This is a genomic window from Cyanobium sp. ULC082, assembly GCF_977927535.1.
Map to the genome: position 1 here is coordinate 1,671,919 of NZ_OZ376397.1, position 11,785 is coordinate 1,683,703.

At 52.4% G+C, this 11,785-nt stretch carries 11 protein-coding genes; 6 read left to right on the forward strand and 5 right to left on the reverse strand.

Annotated elements, in window-relative coordinates; genetic code table 11:
• The first annotated feature begins 387 nt into the window (after positions 1 to 387).
• Positions 388 to 2,607 (forward strand): DUF3883 domain-containing protein, encoded by a 2,220-nt coding sequence (locus ACXMDY_RS08850; RefSeq protein ID WP_457767564.1) that lies wholly within the window; start codon positions 388 to 390, stop codon positions 2,605 to 2,607.
• A 68-nt stretch (positions 2,608 to 2,675) separates the two neighbouring features.
• On the opposite strand, the gene ACXMDY_RS08855 is transcribed toward ACXMDY_RS08850, so the two are convergent.
• On the reverse strand, positions 2,676 to 3,182 hold the full coding sequence (locus ACXMDY_RS08855; protein ID WP_259702166.1) for a hypothetical protein: 507 nt from the start codon (positions 3,180 to 3,182) through the stop codon (positions 2,676 to 2,678).
• Between the two features lie 958 nt (positions 3,183 to 4,140).
• Here ACXMDY_RS08855 and ACXMDY_RS08860 point away from each other — a divergent pair.
• Positions 4,141 to 4,911 carry a sulfite exporter TauE/SafE family protein gene (locus ACXMDY_RS08860; protein WP_259702165.1) on the forward strand — a complete coding sequence of 257 codons (771 nt, stop codon included), beginning with the start codon at positions 4,141 to 4,143 and terminating at the stop codon, positions 4,909 to 4,911.
• 52 nt (positions 4,912 to 4,963) lie between these two features.
• Here the strand turns inward: ACXMDY_RS08860 and ACXMDY_RS08865 are convergent, their stop codons facing one another.
• Together ACXMDY_RS08865 and ACXMDY_RS08870 are read right to left on the reverse strand one after the other, a co-directional pair.
• Entirely contained in the window at positions 4,964 to 5,677 is a 714-nt protein-coding gene (locus tag ACXMDY_RS08865; RefSeq protein ID WP_259702164.1) for a hypothetical protein, read from the reverse strand.
• 4 nt (positions 5,678 to 5,681) lie between these two features.
• The gene (locus ACXMDY_RS08870; protein WP_259702163.1) at positions 5,682 to 6,047 is read right to left on the reverse strand and encodes a hypothetical protein; all 366 of its coding nucleotides are present in this window, start codon (positions 6,045 to 6,047) and stop codon (positions 5,682 to 5,684) included.
• 36 nt (positions 6,048 to 6,083) lie between these two features.
• Here ACXMDY_RS08870 and ACXMDY_RS08875 point away from each other — a divergent pair, with 36 nt between their 5' ends.
• The 4 genes from ACXMDY_RS08875 (at position 6,084) to ACXMDY_RS08890 (ending at position 9,319) form a co-directional block, all read left to right on the forward strand.
• The gene (locus ACXMDY_RS08875) at positions 6,084 to 6,647 is read left to right on the forward strand and encodes a type II toxin-antitoxin system RelE/ParE family toxin (protein ID WP_259702162.1); all 564 of its coding nucleotides are present in this window, start codon (positions 6,084 to 6,086) and stop codon (positions 6,645 to 6,647) included.
• Positions 6,541 to 7,029 carry a helix-turn-helix domain-containing protein gene (locus ACXMDY_RS08880; protein ID WP_399244095.1) on the forward strand — a complete coding sequence of 163 codons (489 nt, stop codon included), beginning with the start codon at positions 6,541 to 6,543 and terminating at the stop codon, positions 7,027 to 7,029. Before ACXMDY_RS08875 ends, ACXMDY_RS08880 begins: the two co-directional genes overlap by 107 nt.
• 56 nt (positions 7,030 to 7,085) lie before the next feature.
• Positions 7,086 to 7,337, forward strand: a complete 252-nt coding sequence (locus ACXMDY_RS08885) for a hypothetical protein (protein ID WP_259702161.1) — start codon at positions 7,086 to 7,088, stop codon at positions 7,335 to 7,337.
• Positions 7,338 to 8,512: 1,175 nt separating this feature from the next.
• Positions 8,513 to 9,319: an alpha/beta fold hydrolase gene (locus tag ACXMDY_RS08890; RefSeq protein ID WP_259702160.1), complete on the forward strand. Its 807-nt coding sequence runs from the start codon at positions 8,513 to 8,515 to the stop codon at positions 9,317 to 9,319.
• A gap of 5 nt (positions 9,320 to 9,324) precedes the next feature.
• Here ACXMDY_RS08890 and ACXMDY_RS08895 read toward each other — a convergent pair whose 3' ends face one another.
• Together ACXMDY_RS08895 and ACXMDY_RS08900 are read right to left on the reverse strand one after the other, a co-directional pair.
• Complete coding sequence (locus tag ACXMDY_RS08895) at positions 9,325 to 10,989, reverse strand: phosphatidylglycerol lysyltransferase domain-containing protein (protein ID WP_259702159.1); 1,665 nt, start codon at positions 10,987 to 10,989, stop codon at positions 9,325 to 9,327.
• The gene (locus tag ACXMDY_RS08900) at positions 10,986 to 11,504 is read right to left on the reverse strand and encodes a DUF1003 domain-containing protein (RefSeq protein WP_457767565.1); all 519 of its coding nucleotides are present in this window, start codon (positions 11,502 to 11,504) and stop codon (positions 10,986 to 10,988) included. The genes ACXMDY_RS08895 and ACXMDY_RS08900 overlap by 4 nt, the downstream gene beginning before the upstream one ends.
• Positions 11,505 to 11,785: the final 281 nt, after the last annotated feature.

The window sequence follows — 11,785 nt, forward strand, 5'->3', positions numbered from 1 at the left end:
GAGCAGGAGCGGTGGCCGCCTATCGCTCACTTCCGGCATCAGCGGCTCGGGGAGCCCTTGGGCAGGGCTTGCTTCGGATAACGGGTGGAGAGATCCCTTGAAAAAACTGAGTTCCAGACAAACTTCTGATGGGTCCTGACTGCAGAACGGGAGCAAGGAATTGCTGGAGGCCTGTCTACACGTACATTCAACTAGATTAATTAGTCTACCCGCTAGATCTTGATTTCAGGCACTCCAAAGGTGAAGAAGCATTGGGAATTGCTGTGCCGCGTCATTGAATATTATTTGTCCAGCCCACATAGCTTTATCAATTTAATCACACGTTAACTATTGACTAATCAATCGGCATGCAGTAAAATTTTAAATTACTTAAGCAGGAGCAGCAAAATGTTGGCCGACATTTCATTTATGATTGAGAGCTTTGAAAAAAAAGCGATCGAGCTGCAGCAGGAAGCAATTAGAAACACACAGATAATCGAAGAGCTTGCTGGACTTGAAAAATACATCGCTGAAACATATGTATCTCGCGTCTTCTATGAAATCATCCAGAATGCCGATGATTGTGGGTCAACGCGCTTTCATGCCTTTTCATATAAAGATGCGGTGATTCTCTTTAACAATGGCACTCCATTTTCAGATACAGATCTTGAGTCGCTATGCCGTAGTGCATTTTCGGCAAAGCAACGTGGATCGAATATTGGCTATCGTGGAATTGGCTTTAAGTCAGTCGCAGGGGTATGCACGAGCGTATCTCTGCTGAGTGGCGAACTTGGTGTTTACTTCAGCAGACAGAAGACACAGGAGGTTTTATCACAGCATTCCCGTGTTCCACTTCTAAGAGTTCCTCATCTCGGTTCGCTTAATGAGGATGCCACGAGCTTTGCCAAAGCTTACATGGTAGCCAACCATATGAAAACATGCTTCATCCTGCATGAAGCCAGTACTGACTCATTACTTATTGACCTCAAAGGCCTAAACCGCACTTCAATTGCATTCCTACGAAACCTGAAGGAGATAGACATTAGCATTAATAACTATTCCAAGAAGGTAATGGCTGAACTTATTCAAGGAACAGAAAGAAAGATTGGAGCCATCAACCAAAAAGACCTAATAATTAAAACAGATGTTAACGTAGATGATAAAGCGTCTACCGCTGAGCATAGGGTTCGCATTTGGAACTTTAAAAAAATAGGAGTTTCAACAGATGTGATCGATGACAAGCCTGTTCGCCTGAAAAAGAATGATGCATATGCGCAAGCATTCCTACCTATGCTGACAACAACAGGTCTCGGTGCGCGTATTAACGGTGACTTCAGCACCGATCCATCCCGTTCGAGGATTAACCCAGACAAATATACACGTGACACCTTAAAAGATCTGATTGAGCTTATATTTATGTTGCTAGATCGACTCTGTGACGAGAACTTGCAAGATATTGAGAAGGAATTGCTTGAAACTCTAATTCCATACAAGAATGCGGCTATGTTCGATATCTCCCCTTCGTACATTTCTGATCAGATACAGGCAAAAATCTCTGATGGCGATCGTATTATTCTAGCAGGTTTTTTGCTATGTCCTTCTTGGCTCAAGAAGACTGATTATAAGAAATTAGCAAAAGCTGGTAGATACAAGCCTTTATCTTTCGATCAAGTAGCAGTGGGAGACTACGAGAGTTTCTTCTTTTCTCTTGGTGCAACTAAGCTAGGAATGCTCAAAGCTCTTGAACTCTTGGCAAAGACCAAGCTCACGTCAGCTGGCATAGTCTCATTTTGGAGGCATATTCTTGATGACATTAGAGCTTTAGGTCAGATCCAGGCAATTGATAGCGATCTCTGTCACAATGCTAATCTGTTTATCTGCAGTGATGGCACAGTTAGATCAGGAAACGAAATCAGTCAACTGAAGGATGCTGATGTTGACATCATCTTTATGGCAAGCCTGTTCGACCTTGCTGGAAGAAGTACTGATGCCGCGGACCTATGTGTTCATTTTGGCCTACCAGTTGGCAAAGTCCCTGTTACATTACTGGAGACAATTCAAAGCAGTCTTCGAAAAAGCAACAGCTCAATTCATCATAAAATGCTAATGCTAATCGATAAGAAAAGCCAAACTGAAACTGCTATTGCCAAAGATCCGCTGAAAAGTCGTTCGCAGGAATCAACAATCAAGCTCAAGGCATCTGATACTGAGTTACTTACGCCTCAGCATCGTCGTGAGCCTAGTTGGCGAAGCATTGAGAAAGTTGCCAGCAAAATTTTGACGATAATGGGCTATATTGTAGACGATGTTAGCAAGAAAAATGTTGGATATGACTATATCGCTTACGATGATGATGGCAACCAGCACTGCATCGAAGTCAAGAAACTAGAGGCCTTAGGTGAGGACTTTTTACTCACGGACAATGAGATCTATGTTTCCAAGGACATCGGCGAAAACTACTGGATTTTACTTATAGTTCAGCCAAGCCCTGAATCTACACCTACTCATTATGCCATTATCAAGAACTTCTACAGAACTTTTGAGTCGCGAATGACTAGAAGATGCATTAAGTACCAAATGTTTTGCTCTGAGTATGATGCAGACTTTGAACGACTTGTGTTCGAGTGATGGTTCTCTTCTTTTATGCATGATATGCCGGTTGCTTACAAGACAAGCTATGTGTCTAACCGTCTGAGTTAAGCCGCTCCGAAATTCGGCATTGGCATGAATGATTGGTTAGGTGTTGACAGGCTGACCTTGTTTGGCAGACTTGGCAACGAGGAGAAATGCCGAATTAGATACACATCAAGAGCTGGAGCAAGGTAGTAAAATTTTTCGACAAATGCGAGCATGGTTCCGTGCAAAGCGGAAAGCCAGCGTTCCTCAGGCTTGGAATAGCGGATTGAATAATCAGACCCTTCCCAGTCGATGCACAGAACATGCTTATACAAGCGACTCCCAATGCCTCTTCCTGCGCCCGTGGAGGCCGCCAGCCCGATAGAGACAATTTCTCTATGTTCAAAAATGGTGTAGCAGCCCTGTTTATCATGGTTCGGTATTGGACCAGGACTGCGGAGTGACCAAAGTGTGACCCAGCAAGGTGCTGCTTCGCCAACTCCGCTTGGCCAGTGCAGCTCTAAGAAACGGGCCGTAGCATCCTTAAGCGCCTCAAACCTATCCAGCGATTCGCCTTCGCTCGCCACGTTCGTTATAGTCACAAATAAGACTGCATCCCAGAATTATAATGGTTGCCGCTTTGTTGCTTTTAAGCGCGCTTGGACCAGTGTTGCTTCCAGTCATCAAGCTCGGCAATGTGTCCCACGTAACCATAGTTGTAGATGAACTCGACAGTACTGGGGGCTTTCGAGATCGACATTGTTTACTCTTGTTGCAAATGGGCCTAAGGAGACTCTGGAAAACTCAGTCCATCCGCGCGGGAATAACGCTGTGATCGCAGGTATGGACAGGGTTCATGGGCGGCAAGCAGCTTGGGCTTGGTAACTACGAACAGACCACGGTCAAATAACGCACCACACGCGAGCGGTTTCTCTCTGGGCCCGCCATTATGAATCATCTCAAGGGGAATTTACCCTTGCTCTGCCTGAGCATTGCGCTGAATCTTCGCAGGAACACCCTTGTGGGATTCTCATGGCTGCATGTTCCTGTGGCACGAAGCTTGGTGGGCCGATTTGGGTCGCCGTTGACCGATTGATTGAATAGAGCTAAATCTACTAGCCGAACAACTGAATCCAGACTGGCCTTTATCTGCTGAGATCCCATTCCGCTGAAGGCAAGAATGAAGCCATCGGTAACTATATGGAATCCAGATCGGCCATCAGGGCAACTCGTATTCAGAGGAATTGCATTTTCAGTGTCTGGCGAGCATTGAGCTGGCAGATCCCTACCGGCAGCAAATACCCGAAGGCAACTTCCCCAGAGAGATGCCATCCTCGTCCCTCGCAGGTTGCCTTGAGCAAATGTTCCCTGAGGGCATAGAAGTTCCATTACTACCAGTATGCTTAGCCTCAAAGCAGCATTTTAACGGCTTCTGGAAAGCTATTCATCCATAACGAGGTTCTTACTCTTCATGACCTGTTTCTTAATGCTAGCCATGGGTCTTGCAGGGGCCAGACTCCAAGCAGTGATGGCTGACCTCAGCGGATGACAGGTTGGATCGACTACTGCCTCGTCAGCATGGCCGGGGCCGTCTGCGCCTTTATGAACACCCTGGCCTCCAGCGGGTCTGCAGTGAGCCTGCCGATGCTGATCTCCCTGGGCATGGATCCGGAGATGGCCAATGCCACCAACCGCCTGCCGGTGATCGTGGGCTGCATCACGGCCGTTGCCACCTTCCAGCGAGCTGGTGTTCTGCCATGGCGGATGGCCCTGCGGGTGGCCGGCCCGGCCACGCTCGGCAGTGTGGCTGGTGCTTTGCTGGCCGATGCGATACCGGCTCGGAATCTGGGGATGGCGATCACTGCCGCCGTACTGGCGGCTCTGATTCTTCTGGTTACGAAACTGAAGGCAGCTCTTAACCAGCCACCCCAGGAATCGGCCCGGTTCAGTTTCAAGGAAGCGCTGATCTTCTTCGGTATCGGCACCTGGGTGGGATTCATCGTGCTCGACGGTGCCACTTACCTTCTCCTGGCACTGGTGCTGGTGGTGCGCCTCCCCCTCACGGCGGCCAACGCCGTCAAGAACCTGGTACTGATTCCAACCACCCTGGTGTCCCTGCTGGTGTTTGCCCGCGATGGCCACGTGGCCTGGCTCCCTGGCGGCGCCATGGCATTCGGCAGCATCGGCGGGGGCATGCTGGCCGCTCGCCTCGCCTTGCTGCCGGCAGCCCGGGTCTGGGTTTTTCGCCTGTTGGTGGTAGTGATTGCAGGGGAACTGATCCAGATCGGCCAACACTTCCTGCACCGCCCCATCTGAAGCCTGGTCGTGCAGCGAAGCCTGCATCAACGCTTGAATTAACGGGCGCGCTTTAGTGCGTCCCTGTTGAATGATTTGTTAGCTTTTCTTTGTGCTTAGCCCACCAAATGCCTATCACCTCAGACATTTCAGGCTTAAATGCCCCGATGTAATCGTCAGCCACGCCCTGTGCCCCTGTGGCGTGCGGAAGGACAACAACAGTCAGCTTCTCATACTGCTGAAAACCAAATCGAAGGCGCCTTCGTGGCTTGCCGTTGAAATACACGTCTTTTTGAAGCCACCTGGTTTCCCCTTTGCGGGTGCCAAAGATGGATTCGACCTTAATGCTTAAAGTGGGTGACGTGAATGCCAAAAGAAGCTCTCTGCCAAAGAAAAAAATTACGCTTGGTTTCAATGCTTCGCACGTCTGGAAGAATGACTCGTTATCCTCGATGCATGCCTGCTGAGTGTTTATGCCATCCATATTGTTTGAGCATGTTTGTAGCCAGTTTGTTTGAACGATTGACCTTTCGAGCGAACCCGCTTTCTCGCTACTTCGGGCAAGATCGTAACCCCATAGGGAAAACCAAGAAACAATACGGTTTCTAAATGGATAGTCATTGACCTCACCGTCCGAAAAAAAAGATTTATGCGGGTCTGCCCTGTTAATTCCGGCAGCATCCTGCAACTCATCATTTTTGCTGTAACCGTGATTCAGACCGCATAGAAGAAGTCCGCCGTCTCTGTTCTCGGAGCCGATCAATGAGTGAACTGGCAGATCGTTCATTGCGTTACCAAAGCCTTAGAACTAACTGTCCTGCAACCACCAAAACGGGTGATCTTCCAATTTCGTAAGTATTTGATGAGTTTGAGCCAGTTTTCGGCTTTACCTTCTGACCATCAATAACCCACGTATTTGAAGATGACGCACTGGTCTTTGGTTTCAGTTCCTTTCCATCCCATATCCATGTATTGGATGAGGATGCACTAGTTTTTGACTTTATTTCCTTGCCGTCAAAAATCCAAGTATTTGAAGATGAAGCCCCTGACTTTGGCTTTAACTCTTTTCCATCGCAGACCCAATTACTGGGTAATTCAATCGTGTTTGCCATATTTTTCTCCTTTGGTTGTTTTGAAGAAGGGGATATCTGCTTCAACGAAAGCTAACGCTTGCAATCACCTGGCCGCAGGGAGTGCTCGACGAAGAACTTAGCCTTGCGGTGGCGGCACAGGTGCATGGCAGGGTTACCCTGTTCAGAGACAGCTGGCGGGGAGGAGCTCATTCCTTCATTATTCAAGCTTATACTAAATTTAGCTTGAAAGAAGCAGTGCCAAGCTGGAACTACCATGAGAGACTGGCCAAAGGCAAGGGGATCGTTACAGAGTGGATCACTTCTACTCGAATGGACAAGAAGACGCAGGCCAATCTTGATCGAACCCTTGAGCAACTTCGCCAGCAACCCCAAACGAACTGGTCCAGACCAAACGCGAGCAGTCTCGGCGATCACATATATGTGATACGCTTTAAGAGCAGCATGGGTGGGCAGCTCCGAATTTTTGGGCATTTCCATCTGCCTCATGAAACATTTGTGATGACTCTCCATGGCTACGAAAAGGACAACAAGTATCACCCACCCGACTACCAGGCACGTGCCAAAGAGTACGAAGCCAGTTGCAATTCAGACTTTTCGACTCAGACCAGGCAATATCGAGACATGTGTACTATCTGCACAGACAAAGACTCCATCCAGGCCTAAAGAGTCTCTTTCTAAGTCTGTCAGATATCTGTCGCTAAAGCCTCAGTGGAGCGATAGAGAATATCGTGAGGCCTACCTGGAGGCATCAATTGAGCAGGGCATAGCATGGCAAATAAGAATTAATAGACAAAAACGCGGTCTTTCTCAGAAAGATTTAGCGATAGCTCTCAATACAAGGCAATCTGCGATATCTAGACTGGAAGACCCTGAGCACGGCGCGTACAACCTCAGAACCTTAATAGAAATCGCAAAAGCTTTTGATTGCGCATTGAGCATAAGGTATATCCCCTATTCCAGTCTTGCCGAGGAGAGCCATAGGCTGTCCGAAGAGAATCAGTTTGCTCTTCCTTATGCATACGAAGCTCAGGAGGCTCCCAAATGACTAAACCAAAGACTCGTGGGAGTTCACGACCAGGAGAATCGATTAGGCCCGCCGAGTTGCAGGCATTCTACGTAGACCAGGTCGCATCAATTGCGTATGGCGTTCACGTATCGAAAATAACCTTTGGAATTAGTGGTGGAAGCGAGGACGAGTATCCAGTTCCAGCTGTAAGCATCGTAATGCCAACGTCCAATCTTCGCAGATTTGCGGTTGACATTGCAAGGCGCCTAGGAGATGCAGACTTCAAGGATAAGATGAGAGAAGCCTTGCATGAAGCTTTAAACGAGTTGGATCAAGAGGATGAGTAGAGCTTTCCGTTTGATCAGGCTAACGCTCCAGATCAGAAGCGGGCAGGTGATTTCTGACTGCGCATGCGACTTGTGCACCCGTCTTCTGAATCTGGGTGTTGGACGGTTGCTGTAGACAAATTATCCTGGAACCTAGGTGCACTTGCAGAAATACACCATCAGCGGTTTACTCGATGCTTGCATGTCTGCAACTGATTGCAAGCAAATAGCATAATAAGTGATGCCCCGGCAAAGGCCTTAAGATATATGGGCGAAACTCATTTAATGGATGCACGCGCATTGCCCCGGTAATCAATCAGCTTGAAACTGATTTCTAGCCATGTTTATAATGCTCCTCGTTGCGCTGCTGAGATTCTTCTTTTCCTTCTAGCCAGTAGATCCCTTTGAACTTATCAAGTGCCATACGGCGATAGGCCTCCTCGCTCATCACAACCTCAGCAGTGAAGTAGTAAGTCAATTCACCTCCATCGCTAGATGAAACGACCTTTGGCTGAAATGTACGGCTACCATCTGAGTCGCTAGGTGAGAGAGTGAAATGGCAGGGCGAAGACGTCCCATGATCTTTCGAGGCTTTGTCGGTGGCAGAGCAACTTATGCCATATCCAACTTCAAGCTGCTGGATTCCCCTTACTTGATTATTCCAGTTTAGGGGTCTAGCCATATTTCCCACTGTATTGGCCTATGAGATCGCATTGATTGACACTTACCGGCATTATTAATATTACATGATATCTGATAGGGTATTCATCAGTGCTGCGGTTAGGGTGATCACCCTAGTCCATCCAACGCTGTATAGGCGGGTCCGGTATCCACTCCTCCCAGCCCCTCAGTGCAGCATAAGCACCTTTGCCTTGCCTGGCTACTGCGCTGAATCCAGCTGCGACAGCTTGGTTATGCCCTTTGAGGCGTCTGCGGAAGGGCAACTTCGGCGGATCCGATAACCACTTGTTCAGATCGATACAGTTGGAAGGCTGGCCGCAGCCATGGCCTGGTTGTTCCATACCGAGTTGTTCCATACCGAAAGGTTGGCTGAGCTGGTTTAACGACCAGTCGAACAATGAGCTCAACCGCACCCGCTCCATTGCTGCCCAGGGTCCCTGCTCCTGCGCCCTCCAGGCATAAGCAGCGGTTCTAGGGTCCGGCTATCCACGGACGCGATCACGGGACGGGAGCCCATGCAGCCAGGACAGACCGTTGCGCTGCGCTCGGGGGTGGCCCTCACGGTGAACCTGCACCGCGGTAGTTCGCCTCCCGTGGTGTTTGTTCACGGCGGGCTGGGGAATCGCCTCAACTGGCGTTCCCAGTTTGAATTCGCCTGCCAGCAGGGTTGGGAAGCGCTCGCCTACGACCTCGCCGGTCATGGCACTTCCAGCGGCTACCGCACCTACTCCATTGGCCGGCATTGCCGTGATCTCACCCGGCTGCTGGAGCGGCTGTCGATTGCCGCACCGATCCTCTGCTGCCACAGCTATGGCGTGCCGATCGGCCTGGAGTGGGCGCATCGGAACCCCACCGCTGGGCTGATCCTGATCGCCGGGGGCAGCCATGATCTCGACCCCTGGTGGGAGCAACCGCTGATGACTGCGATGGCCACGGGAGGACGCCGGTTGATGGCGATCCCTGCCGTGCAACGGCTGGCGCAATCCCTGGTCAGCAGCCAGCGCAGCCCGGCCATGCGCCGTTACTTCGAGGAGAATCCGATTCCCACGCAGCTTGCTCCTTACCAGGCCCTGAAGATCTTCTGGGCTTACGACCTCTTCGCCAAAACCGGAGTCGACACCCTCCGCCGGATCCCCGCCCTGGTGATCACCGGCGGCTGCGATCCCGCCTTCAGCTTCCGCATGGGGGAGAACCTGGTGGCGCATTTCCAGCAGGGCAAGCATCTCCATCTGGCTGAAGCAGGACACGTGATGATGGCCGAATTCCCTGAGAGCGTGAATGCCGGGATCAGCAACTGGATCGCTTCGCTGGGCCGCTTTTGATCTGCTCAGATCTCCGGCTTGAAGTAGTCCACCAGGCGATCACCTGAATCGGCCCTGATCAGGGCCACCACCGTTGCCATCAGGTTGGCGTAGCCGGCGAAGACCAGATATCTCGGCTCCCAGCGCGGCTTGAACTTCGCCTTGTAGGCCCGCAGACCCTCAAAGCCATAAAACTGATCCATGTGCGAGGAGAGATAGTGAATCGCCCGCTCGATGCGCGGCGAACTGGATCGCTCGCCAACCCCCGAGAGAGCCGAGAGCCCGAGGCTGAAGCGCTCAACCCCCTGATCCTTGTAGTGGTGGAAGAGAAAAACGAACAGGGCATCCATCGTTCCGGGCACCATCTCCTGGCGATGGCGCATCAGGTCGATGCTGATTTCGTCCACGGGACAATCCGGCACAACCGTGGCGAAGGCTGTGATCCTGCCGCTGCTGTCCCTGGCCGCCATCACCGGGCATCGCTGCAGATAGGCCTCCTCGAACCACCCCACCGAAAACCGCTTCTCGGCTCCGTGCATCAGCCTGAGCCACTCATCGCTGATGCTCTTCAACTCCCTGAGCAGGCCGGGCGGATGGGGAGGGGCGAGCACGTCGAAGCGGTGGCCGAGCTTGTTCAGCCTGTTGGAGGCCGTGCGGAAGTCGGAGCCAGCCTTGCCGCTGGTCGAGAAGCTGCTCAGATCCACCAGGGCTTCCTCGCCGATCTTCAGGGAGCTGAAACCCAGGCTTGCAAAGAGTTCCAGCCCTTCAGGCCCGGTCTGATAGAAACCGGGAATCCAGTCATTGAGGCGGCAGATCCGCTGGAAGTCTTCAATGGCCTGGAGCCTGTCTTCTGGCGGACCGATCGGATCTCCCAGCGCAATGGCACCCCTTCCCTTGGGCACATAGGCGATCAGGCTCTTGCCCGAAGGACTGAAGCAATAGGCCTTGTCAGCAAGGAGCGCGAACGGCGCCAGGGATGATCTGGCGTGGCCTTCCACGATGCTGTGGGCGCACTGGCGTTGCTCAGCTGTTGCTGGTTCACCGCGCAGGATGATCGGCCGCAGCAGCATCCACAGGCCGTACATCAGCGTGATGAATCCGATCAGCTGGATCGAATCCGTGAAGAACGCAGCGAAGCGCGTCAGCGGCCTGACCCCGCCGCTGTCCTGCAGGACGAACACCCGCAGGGTTTGGCCAGCGGCGGCCGGCAGGCTGAAGCGGCGGCTGAAGGCCCCGTTCAGCAGCAGGAATCCAGCGGTGCCGTAGGCGAGGGTGAACAGGATGGAGGCCAGCAGGCTCCGGGCCCCCTGGGCGATCGAGGGTGGATCGGATCGTGCGGTGTAGAGGCCCCGGCTGGCGATCAGCAGCACGATCAGCAGCGCGGCCAGCAGGCTCTCTTCGTAATCGAATCCCTTGATGATGTTGAACACGATCGAAAGGCCCAGCAGGGCCAGTGCCAGCAGCCAGGCCATCCGCTTGCGGCGCAGCAGGGCAGAGGCCAGCACCAACAGGAAGAAGCCACACAGGGCGGCAAAAAGATGGGCCGTGTGGCGAAGTTCAAAGGGAACCAGTTGACGCCACCACTCCAGCCGGGCCGGCAGGCTGGGCGAAACGGCGGAGAGCAGGTTCACGATCCCCATGGCGGCCATCAGGCCCGCGGTGATCCAGGGGCGGCGAGGGTGCTGGTTCATCGAGCCTGAACATCCCGCAGCAGCTCACCCAGGTGGAGCAACTGCTGCCGCTGCTCGTCGAGCAGCACCTTCAGTTCCACAATCTCGATCCCCCGCAGAACATCAACCTTATCCTGTAGATGGCTAAGCTCAAGTTCCGTTTTCTGATTCACTTCGTAGTCGTTTCTTGCATCAGCCCGATCAATGGAGGCCTGCCGGTTCTGGCTCATCATGATGATCGGTGCTGCGTAGGCCGCCTGGAATGAAAGCATCAGATTGAGAAGGATGAATGGATAGGGGTCCCAGCGCTCGCTCTTGATACTGACATTGGCAAGAATCCAGAGAATCAGAATGGCACTCTGAATCAGAATGAAGCGCCAGGAACCAACCACGGCCGCAACACGATCGGCCAGGTATTCACCCCAGGTGGGTTGATCGGTGGGTGGATTGAGACCTGGCTTTCTGTGCCGCAGACGCTGCAGCAGGCGGTATTCCTCGGGAGTGATCTTCTTCTTGATCGACTTGATTTCCGTCATGCCGCGATCCCCCGGAAACCCGGGATGGAGGGATTGCATCAGTGTGGAACCTGCCCAGCCGATTTCAAACCGCAGGCCCTGGCCCCAGCTGCGGCGAGGCGGGCGATGGTGGCCTTGAGCCGGGGTCGCAGGTCTTGGGGACGGCCTCGGTCACAGTTGGGGTCGGGGAGATCCGTCCATGCCCCGCAGGCCTGCGGGGGCGCCCGCTAAGCGAGCGAGCACGCTTCCACCTCACGGATCTGGGGGATTGCGGCGCAGGAACTGCGAGAAATTTGCCTGCG